18 protein-coding genes are annotated in these 18,206 nt (G+C 71.6%); 6 read left to right on the top strand and 12 right to left on the bottom strand.

Translation table 11 applies throughout. The annotated features are described in order from the left end of the window. The first annotated feature begins 3 nt into the window (after nt 1-3). Nucleotides 4-153 carry an LPXTG cell wall anchor domain-containing protein gene (locus tag ACFY2Q_RS14125; RefSeq protein WP_387130139.1) on the top strand — a complete coding sequence of 50 codons (150 nt, stop codon included), beginning with the start codon at nt 4-6 and terminating at the stop codon, nt 151-153. Nucleotides 154-234: 81 nt separating this feature from the next. On the opposite strand, the gene ACFY2Q_RS14120 is transcribed toward ACFY2Q_RS14125, so the two are convergent. The 5 genes from ACFY2Q_RS14120 to ACFY2Q_RS14100 form a co-directional block, all read right to left on the bottom strand. Next, the gene (locus ACFY2Q_RS14120; protein ID WP_387130137.1) at nt 235-1,923 is read right to left on the bottom strand and encodes a ribonuclease J; all 1,689 of its coding nucleotides are present in this window, start codon (nt 1,921-1,923) and stop codon (nt 235-237) included. Between the two features lie 52 nt (nt 1,924-1,975). Next, nucleotides 1,976-2,902: a 4-hydroxy-tetrahydrodipicolinate synthase gene (dapA, locus tag ACFY2Q_RS14115; protein WP_387130136.1), complete on the bottom strand. Its 927-nt coding sequence runs from the start codon at nt 2,900-2,902 to the stop codon at nt 1,976-1,978. A 47-nt stretch (nt 2,903-2,949) separates the two neighbouring features. Further along, the gene (thyX, locus tag ACFY2Q_RS14110; RefSeq protein WP_387130362.1) at nt 2,950-3,690 is read right to left on the bottom strand and encodes an FAD-dependent thymidylate synthase; all 741 of its coding nucleotides are present in this window, start codon (nt 3,688-3,690) and stop codon (nt 2,950-2,952) included. Nucleotides 3,691-4,531: 841 nt separating this feature from the next. Then, nucleotides 4,532-5,191 (bottom strand): DUF2752 domain-containing protein, encoded by a 660-nt coding sequence (locus ACFY2Q_RS14105; protein ID WP_387130134.1) that lies wholly within the window; start codon nt 5,189-5,191, stop codon nt 4,532-4,534. Between the two features lie 4 nt (nt 5,192-5,195). Next, a complete protein-coding gene (locus ACFY2Q_RS14100; RefSeq protein ID WP_387130132.1) occupies nt 5,196-6,425 on the bottom strand; it encodes a winged helix-turn-helix domain-containing protein in 1,230 nt (409 codons plus the stop codon). Nucleotides 6,426-6,504: 79 nt separating this feature from the next. Here ACFY2Q_RS14100 and ACFY2Q_RS14095 point away from each other — a divergent pair, with 79 nt between their 5' ends. Next, a complete protein-coding gene (locus tag ACFY2Q_RS14095; RefSeq protein WP_387130131.1) occupies nt 6,505-7,056 on the top strand; it encodes a GNAT family N-acetyltransferase in 552 nt (183 codons plus the stop codon). Here ACFY2Q_RS14095 and ACFY2Q_RS14090 read toward each other — a convergent pair. Next, nucleotides 6,955-8,223, bottom strand: a complete 1,269-nt coding sequence (locus tag ACFY2Q_RS14090; protein WP_387130129.1) for a glycosyltransferase 87 family protein — start codon at nt 8,221-8,223, stop codon at nt 6,955-6,957. The genes ACFY2Q_RS14095 and ACFY2Q_RS14090 overlap by 102 nt on opposite strands. Before the next feature lie 35 nt (nt 8,224-8,258). Here ACFY2Q_RS14090 and ACFY2Q_RS14085 point away from each other — a divergent pair, with 35 nt between their 5' ends. Both ACFY2Q_RS14085 and ACFY2Q_RS14080 read left to right on the top strand, forming a co-directional pair. Beyond that, nucleotides 8,259-8,843 (top strand): GNAT family N-acetyltransferase, encoded by a 585-nt coding sequence (locus ACFY2Q_RS14085; RefSeq protein ID WP_387130128.1) that lies wholly within the window; start codon nt 8,259-8,261, stop codon nt 8,841-8,843. A 96-nt stretch (nt 8,844-8,939) separates the two neighbouring features. Further along, the gene (locus ACFY2Q_RS14080) at nt 8,940-9,317 is read left to right on the top strand and encodes a VOC family protein (protein WP_387130126.1); all 378 of its coding nucleotides are present in this window, start codon (nt 8,940-8,942) and stop codon (nt 9,315-9,317) included. Nucleotides 9,318-9,336: 19 nt separating this feature from the next. On the opposite strand, the gene dapB is transcribed toward ACFY2Q_RS14080, so the two are convergent. The 6 genes from dapB to truB all read right to left on the bottom strand — a co-directional run bounded on the left by dapB (nt 9,337) and on the right by truB (nt 16,682). After that, nucleotides 9,337-10,119 (bottom strand): 4-hydroxy-tetrahydrodipicolinate reductase, encoded by a 783-nt coding sequence (gene dapB / locus ACFY2Q_RS14075; protein ID WP_387130124.1) that lies wholly within the window; start codon nt 10,117-10,119, stop codon nt 9,337-9,339. A 98-nt stretch (nt 10,120-10,217) separates the two neighbouring features. Next, nucleotides 10,218-11,642: a M16 family metallopeptidase gene (locus tag ACFY2Q_RS14070; RefSeq protein WP_387130122.1), complete on the bottom strand. Its 1,425-nt coding sequence runs from the start codon at nt 11,640-11,642 to the stop codon at nt 10,218-10,220. Nucleotides 11,643-11,689: 47 nt separating this feature from the next. Then, complete coding sequence (locus ACFY2Q_RS14065; protein ID WP_387130121.1) at nt 11,690-14,089, bottom strand: polyribonucleotide nucleotidyltransferase; 2,400 nt, start codon at nt 14,087-14,089, stop codon at nt 11,690-11,692. 228 nt (nt 14,090-14,317) lie between these two features. Then, nucleotides 14,318-14,587: a 30S ribosomal protein S15 gene (rpsO, locus tag ACFY2Q_RS14060; protein WP_030337594.1), complete on the bottom strand. Its 270-nt coding sequence runs from the start codon at nt 14,585-14,587 to the stop codon at nt 14,318-14,320. A 201-nt stretch (nt 14,588-14,788) separates the two neighbouring features. Beyond that, nucleotides 14,789-15,718, bottom strand: a complete 930-nt coding sequence (locus ACFY2Q_RS14055; RefSeq protein ID WP_387130119.1) for a bifunctional riboflavin kinase/FAD synthetase — start codon at nt 15,716-15,718, stop codon at nt 14,789-14,791. A 79-nt stretch (nt 15,719-15,797) separates the two neighbouring features. After that, nucleotides 15,798-16,682: a tRNA pseudouridine(55) synthase TruB gene (gene truB / locus ACFY2Q_RS14050; RefSeq protein ID WP_387130118.1), complete on the bottom strand. Its 885-nt coding sequence runs from the start codon at nt 16,680-16,682 to the stop codon at nt 15,798-15,800. Nucleotides 16,683-16,881: 199 nt separating this feature from the next. On the opposite strand from truB, the gene ACFY2Q_RS14045 reads away from it, so the two are divergent. Both ACFY2Q_RS14045 and ACFY2Q_RS14040 read left to right on the top strand, forming a co-directional pair. After that, nucleotides 16,882-17,184 (top strand): hypothetical protein, encoded by a 303-nt coding sequence (locus ACFY2Q_RS14045; protein ID WP_387130116.1) that lies wholly within the window; start codon nt 16,882-16,884, stop codon nt 17,182-17,184. Nucleotides 17,185-17,194: 10 nt separating this feature from the next. Continuing rightward, complete coding sequence (locus tag ACFY2Q_RS14040; RefSeq protein WP_387130114.1) at nt 17,195-18,187, top strand: hypothetical protein; 993 nt, start codon at nt 17,195-17,197, stop codon at nt 18,185-18,187. The last annotated feature ends 19 nt before the right edge of the window (nt 18,188-18,206 follow it).

Genomic DNA, 18,206 nt, shown 5'->3' with positions numbered 1-18,206 from the left:
GGCGTGAGAAACACGCCGACCACGTCCGCCCCGAGCGCGCCGGAACTGGCCCGCACCGGGGCGTCTGGCAGCACGTACGGCCTGGTCGGCGCGGTCCTGCTGGCCCTCGGGTTCAGGCTCGTGGTGCTCCAGCGTCGACTGTTCCGGGGCTGATCCCCATCGCGCGCCCGCACAGGATCCGGGCCGGTCACCGACGCCACGGGGGCGCCGGTGACCGGCCCGGTCAGACGTTCGTCAGACCTCGACGACTGTGGGCACGATCATCGGGCGACGACGGTACTTGTCGTTGACCCACCGCCCCACGGTCCGCCGGACGATCTGCTGAAGCTGGTGCGGGTCGGTGATGCCGTCCGCCGCGGCCCGGTTGAGCGCCTCGGTGACAAGCGGAACCACCGGGTTGAACGCCTCCGGGTCCTCGGAGAAGCCCTTCGCTGACAGCGTCGGGCCGGCGACCACCTTGCCGGTGACCGAGTCGACGACCACTGTCGTGGCGATGAAGCCGCCGTCACCGAGGATCCGCCGTTCGGTGAGCAGCGACTCGCTGACGTCGCCGACGGCGAGCCCGTCGACGTAGACGTACCGGCTCTTCACGTGCCCCACCAGGCTGGCGCGGCCCTCGACCAGGTCGACCACGTCGCCGTCCTCGCAGATCACCACCCGGTCGGCGGCGACCCCGGATTCGATGCCGAGCCGGGCGTGGGCGCGCAGGTGACGCCACTCGCCGTGCACAGGCATCAGGTTGCTGGGGCGAACCACGTTGAGCAGGTAGAGCAGCTCGCCCGCCGGGGCGTGCCCGGAGACGTGCACCTTCGCCACGTCCTTGTGCACGACCACCGCACCGGCCCGGGCCAGCCGGTTGATCACCCGGTAGACCGAGGTTTCGTTACCCGGCACCAGCGACGAGGCCAGCACGACTGTGTCGCCTGGCGCGATGGTGATGTGCCGGTGGTCGCCGCTGGCCATCCGGCCCAGGGCGCTCATCGGCTCACCCTGGGAGCCGGTGGACATCAGCACGATCTGGTCCGGCGGCAGCGTGGTCGCCTCGTCGATGCTGATGACCAGGCCGGCCGGGATGTTGAGCAGGCCCAGGTCCCGGGCGATGCCCATGTTGCGAACCATGGACCGGCCGATCAGCGCGACCTTGCGGCCGTGCTCCGCGGCCGAGTCGAAGACCTGCTGCACGCGGTGCACGTGCGAGGCGAACGACGCCACGATGATCCGGCCCTTGGCCTTCGCGAAGATCGAGTCGAGCACCGGCCCGATCTCCCGCTCCGGGGTGACGAAGCCGGGGATCTCCGCGTTGGTGGAGTCGGACAGCAGCAGGTCGACGCCCTCGGCGCCGAGCCGCGCGAAGCCCGCCAGGTCGGTGATCCGGCCGTCCAGCGGAAGCTGGTCCATCTTGAAGTCGCCGGTGTGCAGCACCAGGCCCGCCGGGGTACGGATGGCCACGGCGAGCGCGTCGGGAATCGAGTGGTTGACCGCGAAGAACTCGCACTCGAACGGGCCGAGCCGCTCCCGGCCGCCCTCCCGCACGGTGAGCGTGTAGGGCTGGATGCGCCGCTCGGCCAGCTTCGCCTCGACAAGTGCGAGGGTGAACTGCGAGCCGACCAGCGGGATGTCGGGCTTGTGGGCGAGCAGGTACGGCACCGCGCCGATGTGGTCCTCGTGACCGTGGGTCAGCACGATCGCCTGGACGTCGGCCAGCCGGTCCAGGATCGGCCCGAAGTCCGGCAGGATCAGGTCCACGCCGGGCTGCTCGACGTCGGGGAAGAGCACCCCGCAGTCGACGATCAGCAGTTTGCCGTCGAACTCGAAGACGGTCATGTTCCGACCGATGGCGCCGAGCCCGCCGAGCGGGATGATCCGCAGGCCCCCTTCCGGCAGCGGCGGGGGCAGTTCCGCCTCGATGTGCGCCTCGGTCACGCGTCCACCTCAATCTGCGACGCCAGCACGCGGCGCCCATCGTGTCGTTCGATCATTCGGGCAGCTCCAGGCCCGCTGCCGCGAAGTCCGCGCGCAGCTGGGCGATCTCGTCGTCGGTGGCGTCCACCAGTGGGGGCCGCACCGGGCCGGCCGGCAGACCCAGCGACGCCAGGCCCGCCTTCACCAGGATGGTGCCCTGGGTACGGAAGATGCCGGTGAACAGCGGCAGCAGCCGCCGGTGCAGGGCAAGCGCGGCAGGCATGTCCCCCGCGTCGTACGCCTCGATCATCTGTGCGGTCAGCGCCCCGGTGAAGTGCGTCGAGGTGCCGACCAGGCCCACGCTGCCGACGGCAAGCGCCGGCAGGGTGAGTGCGTCCTCGCCGCTGTAGAACGCGAGGGCGGTCCGGCTGGTCACCCAGCTGGTGGCGGTCAGGTCGCCCTTGGCGTCCTTGACCGCGACGATCCGGCCGTGCTCGGCGAGCCGGACCAGCGTCTCGGTGTCGATGGGTACGCCGGAGCGGTGCGGGATGTCGTACAGCATCACCGGCAGGCCTGTGGCGTCGGCCACTGCGGTGAAGTGCCGCAGCAGCCCGCTCTGCGGCGGCTTGTTGTAGTACGGCGTGACCACCAGCAGGCCGTGCGCGCCGGCTTTCTCGGCGGCGGCGGCCAGCTCGATGGTGTGCCGGGTGTCGTTGGTGCCGACCCCGGCGACCACTTTGGCGCGGTCGCCGACGGCCTCCACGACGGCCCGGATCAGACGTTCCTTCTCCGCGTCGGTGGTGGTCGGCGACTCGCCGGTGGTGCCGTTGATGACAAGCGCGTCGTTGCCCTGCTCGTCGACAAGGTGCGTCGCCAGCCGGGCGGCGCCGTCGAGGTCGAGCGAGCCGTCGGGGGTGAACGGGCTCACCATGGCCGTGAGCAACCGCCCGAAGGGGCGGGACACCGCACGGGCGACGGTGTCGGGGTGGTCGTGCGTCATACCTTCCAACCTAGCGGACGACCGACCGGGGCCAGCCGGGGAAGGCCTCAGGACGCCTCGTGCGGGCTGGCCGCGACCTCGGTGCCGTCCGGCAACGTGGAGATCACGAAGTCGGCGAAGACGTTCGGGGCGACCCCCTGCAACTGGCGCAGGCACTCCACGGCCAGCTCGCGGATCTCCACGTCGGCGTGCTCGGTGGCCCGCATCGCGACGAAGTGTCGCCACGCCCGGTAGTTGCCGGTGACCACGATCCGGGTCTCGGTGGCGTTGGGCAGCACCGCGCGGGCCGCCTGCCGGGCCTGCTTGCGGCGCAGCGTCGGGTTCGGCTCGTCGGAGAACCGCTTCTCCAGGCCCTCCAACAGCTCGGTGTACGCCCGCACGCTCGCCTCGGCGGCCTCGGTGAACTTCTTGTGCAGCTCCGGGTCGTCGGCGATCACCGCCGGCTCGACCATTGCCGCGTCCCGCTCCGGGACGTAGCGCTGGGACAGCTGGGAGTACGAGAAGTGCCGGTGCCGGATCAGCTCGTGGGTGAAGGAGCGGGACACCCCTGTGAAGTAGAAGGTCACCGAGCCGTGCTCCAGCACACTCAGGTGCCCGACGTCGAGGATGTGCGCGAGGTAGCCGGCGTTGGTGGCGGTCGCCGGGTTCGGCTTCTTCCAGGACTGGTAACACGCCCGACCGGCGAACTCGGCGAGCGCCTGACCGCCCTCCGCGTCCGTCGACCACGGCACGTCGTCCGGGGCCGCGAACTGGGTCCACGCGATCAACTTGACCTGGGGCTGCACCATCTCCGGCATTCCTGGCACTGTAGTGGCGCAGCGCCTCCCGGCCCAACTCAGCCGCGCCCCCTGCAATGTCGATCACTTCTCCGATTGACGTAGGCGGTGGTGGTCGAGGAACGCACGCGGTCGCGGTCGAGGACGACGGGGTTGCGGTCGAGGAAGGCATGCGGCGGCCGCCGAGGATCATGCTGTCGTGGTCGAAGAGCGCACGCGGTCGCGGAGCGTGGCGTCGCGGTCGAGGAGCATGCGGTCGCGGGGCACTGCCCGCCGTGTCCTTTGGAGCTGAATCGTTTGCGACATCAGCCGCCCGCCAGCCGGAGAACGAGCAGGAAGCAGGGAAGCAGAGGCCAGAGCCAGGCGCCGGGCCGACAATTGGGCAACGGCAGGCGGCGGCACGTGGGGGACGGCAGAGCGTGCGTCAAGGCCGTCGGAGCAGCTCCCAGGCGACCGGAACCTTTCGGTTCGCTCCGTGCCGCCGGGGGCGGCGCCAAACAGGTCCGAGCCCACCCGAGCAGTCCCGAACCCGACAGAGCTGTCCCACCCACCAGAGCGGTCCCCTTACTCACCAGAAGGGCCTATACCAGAGCTGCGGCGTGTGACCGCCAGAGCGGCATGTGACCGCCAGAGCGGTTCGAAGCTGCCGGTATGGGCTCGGCCTCCACGGCGTTGAGAGCCGACCGAGACACGGGTGATGTCGTAAACGAGTCAGCTCCAAAGGGCCTGAGCAGCAGGTGCCAGCCGTGCCGCAGGCCACCGCGCCGCAAGCCGCCGGACCGCCCGCGCCGCAAGCCGCCGGACCGCCGCGTCGCAGGCCGCCGCTGACGTGGTCGGCTCAGACGTGGTCGGCTCAGACGTAGAACGAGGTGAACGGCGCCCAGGGCAGGTTGCGCAGCACCGAGAAGGCGAGCCACGCGGCCAGGAAACCACCGATGACCTTGGAGCTGATCCGCAGCTCGGGCAGCCGCCAGCCGAAGGCCTGGTTGCCCGCCCAGGCGACGAAGAGGTACGCCAGGAACGGAACCGCGAAGACGAACAGGAAGTGGTGGCGGGCGGCCGCCGGCACGTCGCCGTGCAGCAGGTACCAGAGTGCGCGGGTGCCGCCGCAGCCCGGACAGTCGAGCCCGGTGGTCAATTTGAGGAGGCAGGTCGGCGCGGCATCCGGATCGGCGTGGGTCGGGTTGCTCAGCAGCGCGTAACCCATCCCGGCGGCGACGCAGCCGACCGCGGCCAACGGCACTGCCCAGCGTGGCGAACGCTCGTAGAGCCGCAACACGAACCGGGTCAGCCGGTCCGGCTCGGGTGCCGGGTAGCCGTAGCCGGGCGGCGGACTCTCCGGCCACCCAGCAGGACCAGCGGCACCATCGGGGCCAAGGCCAGCGGCAGGACCAGCAGCGGCAACGCCAGAGCCGTCGGGGCCAGCGGCAGCGCCGGCAGCGTCAGCCGGCACCGTGTGGACCGCCCCGGGGGCGGGCTGCGGCTTGTCGACCGGTCCGGGAGCGCTCGTCACGCGCTCACGGTACACCGGACACGCCTGCCAACGCGGCGGTGAGCGGGCCGGCCAGGTCACCGGCCACGGGAGGCGCCACCGCGCTCAGCCCCAGCCAGCCGGCGAGCCGGTACAGCTCGGCCGCGAGGGCGACAGCGGTCTCCCCCGGGTCGGCGCCGGCCTCGACCCAGGCGGCCGGCACCAGCAGCACCCCGGCCTTGCGGTCGGCCTTCAGGTCGACCCGGGCGGTGAACCTGTCGCCCTGCAGGAACGGCAGCACGTAGTAGCCGTAGACCCGCTGCGGGGCCGGCACGTAGATCTCGATGCGGTAGGTGAAGCCGAACAGCCGTTCGGTGCGGGCCCGCTCCCAGATCAGCGGGTCGAACGGGCTGACGAGCGTGTTGCCCCGCACCCAGCGAGGCAGTCGGGCGGACGCGTGCAGCCAGGCCGGCTGACGCCAGCCCGCCACGCTTACCGGCACCAGCTCACCGGCCTCGACCAACTCCGCGATGGCCTGGCGGGCACCGGCCAGCGGCAGTCTGAAGTAGTCGCGCAGCTCAGGCTCCGCGGCCACCCCGAGCGACCGCGCGGCGAGGGACACCAGGCTGCGGTACGCCTCGGCGTCGGTAGGCGTGGGCGCGGCCAGCGCGGCCGGCGGGAGCACCCGCTCGGGCAGGTCGTAGCGGCGGGCGAAGGAGGTGCTGCGCTCGGCAGCCGTCACCTCGCCGGCCCAGAACAGGAACTCCAGTGCCCGCTTCACCGCAGACCAGTTCCACCCCCAGTTGCCGGTCTCCCGGGGCGCGTCGTGCTCGATCTCGGCAGCCGTGAGGGGACCACGGGCGGCCACCTCGTCGCGGACCCAGGCGACAAGCTCCGGCTGCTCCTCGGCGATGCGCCGCATGCCTCCCCAGGATTCGCTGTGCGCGCGGGCCATCCGCCAGCGCAGCAGCGGGTGCAGCCCGACCGGGACCAGCGACGCCTCGTGGCCCCAGTATTCGAACAGCTCGCGGGGGCGGCGGTAGGCGGCCTGGTCGAGCAGCGTGGTCGGGTACGGACCGAGCCTGCTGTAGAGCGGCAGGTAGTGCGCGCGTTGCAGCACGTTCACCGAGTCCATCTGGATCAACCCGACCCGGTCGAGGACGCGGCGCAGGTGCCGGCGGGTGGGCACGCCGGCCGGCGCCGGGTCGGCGAAGCCCTGGGCGGCGAGCGCCACCCGCCGGGCCTGTGCGAGCGAGAGTGATTCCGGTGCGGCCATCGTCGGCGACACTAAATCATGGGTACGACGCCGGTGCGGGAAGCTGGACTCCACCGTCACGGGGGCATAGAACGGTGCAATGCTGACCATCCGTCGGGAGGAGCCGGACGACGCCGACGCGGTCGCCCGGGTGCACGTGCACGGCTGGCAGGCGGGTTACGCCGGCCTCATGCCGGACGAGGTGCTGGGACGGCTCAACGTGGCGGCCTGGGCACAGCGCCGCCGTGACGTGGGCACCGCCGATCCGGAGCACCCGTTCACCACGCTGCTCGGCGAGGTGGACGGCCTGGTCGTCGGCTTCACCACGTTCGGGCCGTACCGCCGCAACCAGGACCGGGACGACCTGGACCCGGCCGTCGGCGAGGTGCTGGCGCTCTACGTCGAGCCGGCGTTCTGGGGCGACGGGACGGCCGCCGCGCTGTTCGCCGCAGCCCGGGCCGGGCTCGGCGAGCGGGGCTGGACGGGTTACCGGCTGTGGGTGCTGGCCGACAACGTACGAGCACGCCGGTTCTACGAGCGGGCCGGACTGTTACCGGACGGTGAGCAGGCGACCTATCAGGTGCCGCTCGCCGGTGGGCGCGGGCCGGTCGGGCTTGTCGAGCTGCGGTACGCCGGACGCGTCGACTGCTGACCCGGGCGGGGTCAGCCACCGGCGGATCGGCAGGAAGGCCAGCAGCGCGAGGCTGATCCATACGTACGCGTTGCTGCCCAGGAAACCGTCGACACCTGTGAAGTCCTTCTCCCAGAACCACACGGTGCGGCTGATCAGCAGCGCGTACCCGATGGTCGCGGCAGCAAGCAGGACCCGCCTGCGGCGGCCGGCGGGCGCGGCCATCGCGTTGTCGACGAGCAGGATCAGCGCGGGCAGCAGCCAGACCAGGTGGTGCACCCAGGTGACGGGGCTGACCAGGCACATCACCGCGCCGGTAAGCGCCAGCCCGGTCGCCTCGTCACCCGCCGCGACGGCGGCCCGGGAACGCCAGGCCCAGAGCGCCAGGGTGGCGAGCACCAGCAGCAGCCACAGCAGGGTGCTCGGGTGCTGCGGGTCGAGTCGGGCCACCACCCCGCGCAGCGACTGGTTGGAGACGAAGGCGAGTTCGCCCACCCGGCCGGTGTTCCACAGCGCTTCGGTCCAGAACTCCCTCGACGCGTTCGGAAAGAGCGCCCCGGCCAGCAGTGTGACACCGGCCGCGGTGCCGCTGGCGGTCAGCGCCGCGCGCCACCGCCCGGTGACCAGCAGGTAGACGATGAAGATGCCCGGGGTCAGTTTGATCGCCGTGGCCAGGCCGATGCCCACACCCGCCCACCGGGTCGGCAGCAGCCGCAGCAGGTCCACCGCCACCAGAAAGAGCAGCAGTGTGTTGACCTGGCCGAAGTTGACCGTCTCCCGCATCGGTTCGAAGGCTGCGGCCAGGCAGAGCGCCACGGCCAGGGCGAACCAGCGGGTCCAGCCGGCCCGCCGGGCGATCGGGTCGACAAGCCACCAGATCAGCACGGTGGTGGTGGCCACGCTGGCCAGCACGCTCACCACGATCGCGGCGTTCCACGGCAGGTACGCCATCGGCAGCATGACAAGCGCGGCGAACGGCGGATAGGTGAAGCCGTACTGGGTGCCGGGGTTGAGGTAGTCGTAGATCTCCCCGCCGTCGTGCACCCACCAGTTCAACGCCCCGTAGTAGACCTTGAGGTCGAAGAAGCCGTGCCGGACGGCCGCGACGGCGAGGAACGCGGTGACCGCCGCGGCGAGCACCACCACGCCCACGACCTGCGCGGTCGTCCTGTTGGCACCCTGCGCCACCGTCGCCTCCCTGGCCCTGCGTAGGCTTCCGTCCCATGGCTCTCGGGTACGTCCGCCCGGCGCGTCCCGAAGACGCCGGCGAAATCGCACGCATCCAACTCGCGACCTGGCGGGTCGCGTACCGTCGGATCCTTCCTCGGCACGTCCTCGACAACTTGGACGAGGCGTTCCTCGCCCGGCGGTGGAGCGCCGCGGTGCTGGAGCCGCCGTCGGCCGCGCATCGGGTGCTGGTCGCCGTCGAACAAGCCGAGCAATCGTATCTGGTGGGGTTCGCCGCCTCCGGTCCGGCCGACGCCGAGGCGCTGGCTCCGGGTGAGCCGGCCGAGGCGCTCGGCCCGGACGTGGCGGCGGTGACCGACCTGCTTGTCGAGCCGCGCTGGGGTCGGCGTGGACACGGCAGCCGGCTGCTCTCCGCGGCTGTCGACCTGTGGCGCGAGGACGGCCTGAGCCGGGCGGTGGCCTGGGCGTTCGAGGGTGACGAGGCGACCCGGAAGTTCCTGACAAGCACCGGCTGGGAGGCCGACGGCGCGGCCCGCGCGCTGGACGTCGAGGACATGCTGGTGCCGCAGGTACGCCTGCACGTGGGCGTCCCGACCGAGAAGGTGCCGGCCGACGACTGACCCGGCGCGCCTGGCGGGGCTACCTCCTGATGTCGGACCGTTCGCCTACGGTCGAGGTCAGGGGGCAGCGACCGCGCCCCCGGCGAGGAGGGCATCGTGTTCACAGACACCAGAGCGATCAGCGGCTTCTCGGTGGATGACGTCGACGAGGCCCAACGGTTCTACGGCGACACTCTCGGCCTGCGCGTCACCCGTGACGACGCGATGGGCGGGGTGTTGACCCTGCACATCGCCGGGGACCGGCCCATCCTGGTCTACCCGAAGCGTGACCACACGCCGGCGACCTACACGGTGCTCAACTTCCCCGTCGACGATGTGGACCGGGCGGTCGACGAGCTGACCGCACGCGGGGTGCGCTTCGCCCGCTACGAAGGAATGCCGCAGGACGACAAGGGGATCATGCGCGGGCACGGGCCGACGATCGCCTGGTTCACCGACCCGGCCGGCAACGTCCTCTCCGTCCTGGAGCAGTAACCCAAGCCGCGAGGCGCGGTCAGTCGAGCAGGGAGTCCAGGCCGACGGTGAGACCCGGGTGGTTGCGCACCGCGCGGACGGCCAGCAGCACACCGGGCATGAACGACACCCGGTCGTACGAGTCGTGCCGGATCGTCAGCGTCTCCCCTGTGGTGCCGAAGAGCACCTCCTGGTGGGCGACGAGGCCTGTGGCGCGGACGGCGTGCACGCGTACCCCGTCGATGTCGGCGCCCCGCGCGCCCGGCACCTCGTCGCTCGTGGCGTCGGGCACGGGGCCGAGGCCGGCCTCGGCGCGGGCCTTCGCGATCTGCCGGGCGGTGTGCGTGGCGGTGCCGCTCGGCGCGTCCAGCTTGCGCGGGTGGTGCTGCTCGATGATCTCGACGGACTCGAAGTAACGGGCGGCCCGCGCCGCGAACTGCATCATCAGCACCGCGCCGATGCCGAAGTTGGGCGCGATCACGGCGTTGACGCCGGGCTTGCCGGCCAGCCAGCCGCGCACCTGCTCCAGCCGCTGCTCGGTGAAGCCGGTGGTGCCGACCACCGCGTGGACGCCCTGCTCGACGCACCACCGCAGGTTGTCCATGACGACGTCAGGCGTGGTGAAGTCGACGACCACCTCGGCACCGGCTGCGGAGACCGCAGAGAGGTCGTCACCCTGGTCGACAGCTGCCACCAGCTCAAGATCGTCGGCGGTGTCGACCGCCTTGCAGACCTCGATGCCCATCCGCCCCCGGGCACCGAGCACACCGACCCGCAGCGGCTCGCCCGGGTTTCTCTCCTGCGTGTCCGTCACGGGCCACAACCTACCAATCGGGACGTGAGCGTCCCGCCGGACGGGGTCCACACCCACCATCCGGGAGACCGCCGCAGTGATCGACGCCGACGCGGCGGCGACGGCGGTCAGGCGGAGAAGTCGCTCTTGCCAAACGGCCCGACCACGGCCAGCGACATCGGCCGGCTCAGCAGTTCCGCGGCGAGCGCGTTGACGTCCGCCACGGTCACCTCGTCGACCCGGCGGAGCAGCTCGTCCACGGGCATCAGGTCGCCGTAGAGCAGCTCACCCTTGGCCAGGCGGCTCATCCGGGAACCGGTGTCCTCCAGGCCGAGCACGAACGAGCCCTTGCTCATCCCCTTGCCCCGGGCCACCTCGGCCTCGGTCAACCCGTCGGCGGCGACCCGGGCCAGCTCGGCGCGGGTCAGGGCCAGCACCTCGTCCACCTTGCCCGGCGCGCAGCCGGCGTAGACGGCGAACAGGCCACTGTCGGCGTACTGGCTGGCGTAGGAGTAGACCGAGTACGCCAGGCCGCGCTGCTCGCGGATCTCCTGGAACAGGCGGCTGGACATGCCGCCGCCGAGCACGTTGTTGAGCACACCGAGGGCGAAGCGCCGGTCGTCGATGCGGTCGATGCCGGGGCAGCCGAGGATGACGTGCGCCTGCTCGGTCTCCTTCGGCTCGACAAGCGTGGTGGCCGGCTTGGTGCGTACCGGCGGGGTGGCCGCGCGGTGCGGCGCGGGGACCGCCGGATCGCTGTCCAGCGGAGTCCCGCGTACCGCCTGGCGGACCATCTTGACCACAGTGGCGTGGTCGAGGTTGCCGGCAGCGGCGATGACGATCTGCGGAGCCGTGTAGCGATTCCGGTAGAAGCTCTGGATCTGCCGACGGGTCATCGGCGTGACGGTCGCCTCGGTGCCGGAGATCAGCCGGCCCAGCGGGTGGTCGCCGTAGACGGCTCGGGCAAAGAGGTCGTGCACCTCGTCACCGGGCTCGTCGTCGTGCATGGCGATCTCCTCAAGGATCACGCCACGCTCGGTCTCCACGTCTGCCGGCTCCAGCAGCGAGTCGGCGACCAGATCGCACATCACGTCGATCGCCAGCGGCAGGTCCTCGTCCAGCACGCGGGCGTAGTAGCAGGTGTATTCCTTCGTGGTGAAGGCGTTGGTCTCGCCACCCACCGCCTCGATCTGCGACGAGATCTCCAGCGCGGTGCGCTTGTGGGTGCCCTTGAAGAGCAGGTGCTCCAGGAAGTGCGCGGCACCGGCCTGGGGACGGGTCTCGTCCCGCGAGCCCACCGCCACCCAGACGCCGAAGGAGACGCTGCGCATCGTGGGAATCGCCTCGGTGAGCACACGAAGGCCGCTGGGCAGCACGGTACGACGTACCGTGCCGCCCAGCGGGTCGTCGCTGAGCGTCCGGGTCACCGCCCGGGCGGTGCCGCCGGAGCGGCCCGCCTCGGCGGCCCGGGCACGACTCGGCTGGCTGGCCTGCCGAGACGGGGCCACCCCCCGTCGATCCGGTGGAAACGGCGCACTGAAGGCCCGACTCACGTGTTGCTCCCGGTTCGACGAGGGGTGGGTGATGCTATGTGCGGAGGTCAGCTGTGCCGGGTCCGGCGGCGCGGACGCTCGCCGCCCTCGCCACCCTCGCCGCCGCCGCCGTTACCGCCGCCCTCGCCACGGTCACCGCGCTCCGGGCCACGCCCGCCCCGGTCGCCGCCGCGCTCGCGGTCGCCCCGGTCACGCGGGCCACGGTCGCCCCGGTCACGGCTGGCCGGCCGGTCGCCACCGGCGGCCTCGCCAGCGGCCGGCGCCTCGGCGCCCTCCGGGCGAACCTTGTCCAGGTAGATCTTGCCGCGGGCGTCGATGTCCGCGATCTCGACCTCGACCCGGTCGCCGACGTTGAGGAAGTCCTCGACGCGCTCGACCCGCTTGCCGTCGCCCACCTTGGAGATGTGCAGCAGGCCGTCACGGCCCGGCAGCAGCGAGATGAACGCACCGAACGCGGCGGTCTTGACCACCGTGCCGAGGAAGCGCTCGCCCTGCTTCGGAAGCGTCGGGTTGGCGATCCCGTTGATCCGGTCGACGGCCGCCTGGGCCGACGGGCCGTTGGTGGCGCCGACGTAGATCGTGCCGTCGTCCTCGATGGAGATCTCGGCGCCGGTCTCGTCCTGGATCGCGTTGATGGTCTGCCCCTTCGGGCCGATCACCATGCCGATCTTGTCGACCGGGATCTTGACGGTGGTGACCCGCGGCGCGTAGTCGGACATCTCGGCCGGAGCCTCGATCGCCGCCTTCATCACGCCGAGGATGACCTGCCGGGCCTCGTTGGCCTGCTGAAGCGCGGCGGCCAGCACGTCCGACGGGATGCCGTTGAGCTTGGTGTCGAGCTGGAGCGCGGTGACGAACTCCGGCGTGCCGGCGACCTTGAAGTCCATGTCACCGAACGCGTCCTCGGCACCGAGGATGTCGGTAAGCGTCACGTACTGGGTCTTGCCGTCCACCTCATCGGAGATGAGCCCCATCGCGATGCCGGCGACCGGCGCCTTCAGCGGCACACCCGCGGAGAGCAGGCCCAGCGTCGACGCGCAGACCGAGCCCATCGAGGTGGAGCCGTTGGAGCCGAGCGCCTCGGAGACCTGCCGGATGGCGTACGGGAACTCCTCGCGCGACGGCAGCACAGGGATCAGTGCCCGCTCGGCGAGCGCGCCGTGGCCGATCTCGCGCCGCTTCGGCGAGCCGACCCGGCCGGTCTCACCGGTCGAGTACGGCGGGAAGTTGTAGTTGTGCATGTAGCGCTTGCGGTTCTCGGGGGACAGCGTGTCCACCATCTGCTCCATGCGGAGCATGTTCAGCGTGGTGACGCCCAGGATCTGGGTCTCGCCCCGCTCGAACAGCGCCGAACCGTGCACCCGGGGGAGCACGCCGACCTCGGCGGTAAGCGCCCGGATGTCGCGCGGGCCACGCCCGTCCATGCGGACCTGCTCGCGCAGCACGCGGTTGCGCACCTCGGACTTGGTGAGCGACCGGAAGGCAGCGCTGAGCTCCTTCTCCCGACCCTCGAACCGAGCGCCAAGCTCCTCGGCGACCCGGGCCTTGACCCGGTCCAGGGCCTCCTCGCGGTCCGCCTTGCCGGCGATGGTGATGGCCTCGGCCACGTCACCGCGGGCCAGCTCGGCCACGGCGGCGTACACGTCGTCCTGGTAGTCCAGGAAGACCGGGAATTCGGTGACCGGCTTGGCGGCGACCTCGGCCAGCTCGCTCTGCGCGCGGCACAGCTCACGGATCGCCGGCTTCGCGGCCTCCAGGCCGCTCGCGACGACCTCTTCGGTCGGGGCGGTGGCGCCGGCCGAGATCAGGGCGACGGCGTTCGGCGTGGCCTCCGCCTCGACCATCATGATCGCGACATCGCCGTCTTCGAGCGTGCGACCGGCCACGACCATGTCGAAGGTGGCGCGAGCCAGCTCCTCCAGGGTCGGGAAGGCAACCCACTGGCCGTCGATGTGCGCGACCCGGGTGGCACCGATCGGGCCGGAGAACGGCAGGCCGGAGAGCTTCGTCGACATCGAGGCGGCGTTGATCGCCACGACGTCGTACGGGTGCTGCGGGTCGAGCGCGAGGATGGTCTCGACGACCTGGACCTCGTTGCGCAGGCCCTTGACGAACGACGGGCGCAGCGGCCGGTCGATCAGCCGGCAGGTGAGGATCGCGTCCTCGCTGGGCCGGCCCTCACGGCGGAAGAACGAGCCGGGGATGCGACCCGCGGCGTACATCCGCTCCTCGACGTCGACGGTCAGCGGGAAGAAGTCGAACTGCTCCTTCGGGTGCTTACCGGCGGTCGTGGCGGAGAGAACCACCGTCTCGCCCAGCTGGGCGATGACGGAGCCGGCGGCCTGGCGAGCCAGCCGGCCGGTGGAGAAGGTGATCTCACGGGTGCCGAAGGACCCGTTGTCGATCACGGCGGTGCGAGATTCGGTGCCGAGTTTGGTCTCGGTCATGTGCTGTAGTGCTCCTTCGCGTCGTGGGCCCCACGACACGGGGAAACTGCTCAGCCGGCCGGTCTTCGATCGAAGCGCCCGGGTGGCCGGCATGATGCCGGGATTCCCGGGGGCCACTACCGGAGACCGGTACGCTGACCGGCTCCCTGTCGGGTGGTCGCGCGGCCCGTGTTTGTTCAGATGGGACGCGGTACGGGGGAGCGGCCGGTCGGCCACTCCCCCGTCACGTCACCGGCGCAGGCCGAGCCGCTCGATGAGCGACCGGTAGCGGGCAATGTCCTTCTTCTGGACGTAGTTGAGCAGCCGACGGCGACGGCCGACCAGCAGCAGCAGCCCACGGCGGCTGTGGTGGTCGTGCTTGTGCACCTTCAGGTGCTCGGTCAGCTCGGCGATCCGCTTGGTGAGGACCGCGACCTGGACCTCCGGCGAACCGGTGTCGCCCTCGGCGGTCGCGTACTCCGCGCGGATGCTGGCCTTTGCTTCCTGGTCGAGCGCCATGTTCTCCCTGTTTCGATGGGTTGATCAAGTGGGTGTCCGTCGTCCAGGTGGACCGAGAACGGACCGGTACCTCGCACCCGCGGCGTCGAGCAGGCACGCGAGGCCCCACGCCGGTCACCCGACGTCGGGGCAAGACTACCAGCAACCAGCCGAAGCGCCCGGTGAAGGGCTCGGCGGGAGCGGCGCGATCCTCGGCGACGATCAGCTCAGAGCGCGCCGAGTGCGTGCGACGTCCTCTTCGATCTGGGCGATCAACGGCTCGACCGAGTCGTACCGGACCTGACCGCGCAGGTGTGCCACGAAGTCCAGCGCCAGCCGCTCCCCGTAGAGGTCGCCGTCGAAGTCCAGCACGTACCCCTCCACCCGCCGCTCCCGGCCGGAGAAGGTCGGGTTGGTGCCCACCGACACCGCAGCCATCAGCGGCTCGTGCTGCCCTCGGCGGATCATCCGGGCGGCGTACACCCCGTCGGCGGGCACCGCCGCGTACCTGTGGCAGAGCAGGTTCGCCGTGGGGAAGCCCAGCACCCGGCCGCGCTGGTCGCCGCGGACCACCACGCCCTCGACCCGGTGCGGGCGGCCCAGCGCCGCCGCCGCGGCACCCACGTCACCCGCGTCGACGCAGGAGCGGATGTACGTGGAGGAGAAGACCGTGCCGTCCTGGGCGACGAGCGGGCCGCCCTCCACCCCGAAACCGAAGGTCTGCCCCAGCCGCTCCAGCAGCGCCACGTCGCCTGCGGCCCGGTGCCCGAAGCGGAAGTTGCTGCCCACCACCACGAGCGCCGCGTGCAGGTGCTCGACGAGGATGTCGTGCACGAACTGCTCGGCCGGCAGCCGGGAGAACTCCGCGGTGAACGGCACCACGCAGAGGACGTCCACGCCGAGCGCCTCGATCAACTCTGCCTTGCGGGCCTGCTCGGTGAGCACCGCCGGGTGGGAGCCGGGCCGGACCACCTCGGCCGGGTGCGGGTCGAACGTGACCACCACCGACTGCACACCCAACTCCCGGGCCCGCGCCACGGCGTGGCCGATGGTCGCCTGGTGCCCCTTGTGCACGCCGTCGAAGACACCGATGGTGACGACCGAGCGCCCCCACCCACCGGGCGCCGCGTCGTACCCCCGCCACCGCTGCATGCCGCTCCTCCCTGCAAGGAAGGGCACCTTCTTAACGCCTGGTGTGTAGGAAGGGCCCCTTGTTAACAACTGGCCAGCGTCACGCCGGGGCGAGCACGATCTCCGCGCGGGCCCGCCCGTCCCGCTCGCTGACGATAGCGATCAGGCCGCCGGCCGGGCCGAAGACGGCGTACGGACCGATGAGGCCGGCCGGGTCCAGCGGCCCACCGTGGGCGAGCACCCGCGCCTCGTCGGGGGTCGCCTCCCGGCGCGGGAAGAACCGCTCGGCCGCCGCGTCCAGCGGCAGGTTCACCACGGCCGGGGCGCGCTGCTCCAGCTCGTCGAGGGTCGCCGCCTCCGCGAGGGTGAAGCCACCGACGGCGGTGCGGCGCAGCGCGGTGAGATGCCCACCGACGGAGAGCGCCAGGCCCGCGTCCCGGGCGATGGCCCGGATGTACGTCCCCGACGAGCAGGTGACATCCACGTCCACGTCAACGACGTCCGGCGTGGTGCGGCGGATCGCCAGGACCTCCAGTCGGGAGATGGTGACCCGCCGGGCCGGCAGTTCGACGTTCTCCCCGTCGCGGACCCGCTTGTACGCCCGCTGCCCGTCGATCTTGATGGCGCTGACGGCGCTCGGCACCTGGTCGACCTCGCCGCTCAGCGCGCCAAGCGCGGCGCGGATCGCGTCGTCGGTGACGTGGCCGGCGGCTGTGGTGGCGATCACGTCGCCCTCGGCGTCGTCGGTGACTGTGGCCTGGCCGAGCCGGATGGTGCCGGTGTAGCTCTTGCCGGCGCCGATCACGTAGGTCAGCAGCCGGGTGGCCCGGCCGACGCCGATGATCAGCACGCCGGTGGCCATCGGGTCGAGGGTGCCGCCGTGCCCGACCCTCCGGGTCTTCGCCAGGCGACGGATCCGCGCCACCACGTCGTGCGACGTCATGCCGCCGGGCTTGTCGACCACGATCAGACCATCGGTGCTCACGTCGGCCAAGCCTGCCAGATGGACGGCACCCGGCGGTGTGTGGGCGGGCCCGGCGTGACCCGAACCTCCGCCCGGCGGGCTGAGCGGCTTGTCGGGACGAGGCGACAATCGGACGGTTTGTCCGGCAGGGGCAGCCGGCCGACTGGGCGGGTGCGAAGATCACCTGCCCGCTGACACCGACCCGAGATCAGGACCACCGATGACCCCCGACCGCCGTCCGGCGCATCAGCACCGCGCCCGGGTCGACCTGCCGCAGTGGATGCGGCAGCCGGCGCCGAAGCGACGGACCCCGGCGCGCTACGTCGACGACCTGCTCGAGAGGTGGCCGGCGCTGCGGACCGCCCGCCGGGTGGTGTGGCACTGGCGCGACCGGACCCGGTGGAGCGAATCGCACCCGAACCTCGTCGCCGTGCTGTCGTTCGTCGTGGCCGCCGTCCTCGGGACCGCGTTGGTGACCGGCGCCTACTACCTGCTCGCGCTGGCCACCAGCGGCGAATACTGACAGAGGAGCCATGCCGCACACACCTGGCGACGAGCCCACGCCGACCGACCCCGTCGACCCTTCGCCACCTGCTGTCGCACAGGTCAACCCGACGCAGCTACCTGACTGGATGCGGTCGTCGCAGACGGAGCACCAACCCGCCGGATGGGATCGCGTCCGCTTCTTCTCGGCCCGGCACAACGGAGCACTACTTGTCGGCCTCGGGCTGGTGCTGGCACTGCTGATGGTCGGCGGCGGCGTGGTGCTGGTCGCCCGGATCGCCGATGGTGGCGGCGAGTCCGCCTCGGCGAGCCCGACGCCTCCGCTGAGCAGGGTCGGCGAGCCACGGGACCTGTTCGCCGGGTCGCCCGCGGCCACCTTCGCGCCAGCCGAGGAGGCCGTGCGGATGCCGGCGGCCACGAGGACGGGGCCGTTCACCGAGACCCAGGTGCGGACCGCGCTGGAGTCGGTGCGCAAGGCGCTTGTCGAGAGCCGGATCGACACGTCGATGTTCATGGGCGACCCGGAGCCGTTCCTCGCGCTGCTCGCCCCGGACTTGCGCGAGCAACTCCGGTCGGACTTCTCCAACAACAGCTTCCTGCGGTACGCGACACGGATGGCATCGCCGTCGGACTGGGAGCCCGGTGCCCGTGCCGACGGCCGAATCAGTTACCGGGCCACCACGGCGAACGGCATCCGGGCGCTTGAGGTCTCCACGGAGTTCGTCTGGGTGTACCCGTTCGACGTGGACCTGCGGGCGCCCGCCGGCGCCGGCGTGGTGGCGCTGCGCGACCGGGTGGTGTGGCAGGTGCCACACCCGGACGACGTGCCGGCCCCCGCCGGAGGTCTCTGGATCACCTCGGCGAACGTCGTGACCTGGAACGCGGACTGTGACGCGCTGCGGGACGGTTGGGTACGCGAGCAGTTCTGGGTGGCCGACGTGCACCGGGACCGGATTCCCGGGGGTGACCCGGGCACATTCTTCGACCTCGACGCGCCCGCGCCGACGACCCTGCGCTGCTGACGGCGGGCCAGCGACCCGG

This window comes from Micromonospora sp. NPDC000316, from assembly GCF_042898885.1.
In the GTDB taxonomy this organism is placed as follows: domain Bacteria; phylum Actinomycetota; class Actinomycetes; order Mycobacteriales; family Micromonosporaceae; genus Micromonospora.
The sequence above is the reverse complement of the archived record's forward strand: the minus strand, read 5'-3'. Positions and strand labels throughout refer to the sequence as shown.

Bases quoted from the DNA above. Each gene is read 5' to 3' on its own strand.
- ACFY2Q_RS14085 (WP_387130128.1), top strand. From the start codon at position 8,259: ATGGCTCTCGGGTACGTCCGCCCGGCGCGTCCCGAAGACGCCGGCGAA.
- ACFY2Q_RS14095 (WP_387130131.1), top strand. From the start codon at position 6,505: ATGCTGACCATCCGTCGGGAGGAGCCGGACGACGCCGACGCGGTCGCC.
- ACFY2Q_RS14045 (WP_387130116.1), top strand. From the start codon at position 16,882: ATGACCCCCGACCGCCGTCCGGCGCATCAGCACCGCGCCCGGGTCGAC.
- rpsO (WP_030337594.1), bottom strand. From the start codon at position 14,587: ATGGCGCTCGACCAGGAAGCAAAGGCCAGCATCCGCGCGGAGTACGCG.
- dapA (WP_387130136.1), bottom strand. From the start codon at position 2,902: ATGACGCACGACCACCCCGACACCGTCGCCCGTGCGGTGTCCCGCCCC.
- ACFY2Q_RS14040 (WP_387130114.1), top strand. From the start codon at position 17,195: ATGCCGCACACACCTGGCGACGAGCCCACGCCGACCGACCCCGTCGAC.
- thyX (WP_387130362.1), bottom strand. From the start codon at position 3,690: ATGGTGCAGCCCCAGGTCAAGTTGATCGCGTGGACCCAGTTCGCGGCC.
- ACFY2Q_RS14065 (WP_387130121.1), bottom strand. From the start codon at position 14,089: ATGACCGAGACCAAACTCGGCACCGAATCTCGCACCGCCGTGATCGAC.
- ACFY2Q_RS14055 (WP_387130119.1), bottom strand. From the start codon at position 15,718: ATGCAGCGGTGGCGGGGGTACGACGCGGCGCCCGGTGGGTGGGGGCGC.
- ACFY2Q_RS14100 (WP_387130132.1), bottom strand. From the start codon at position 6,425: ATGGCCGCACCGGAATCACTCTCGCTCGCACAGGCCCGGCGGGTGGCG.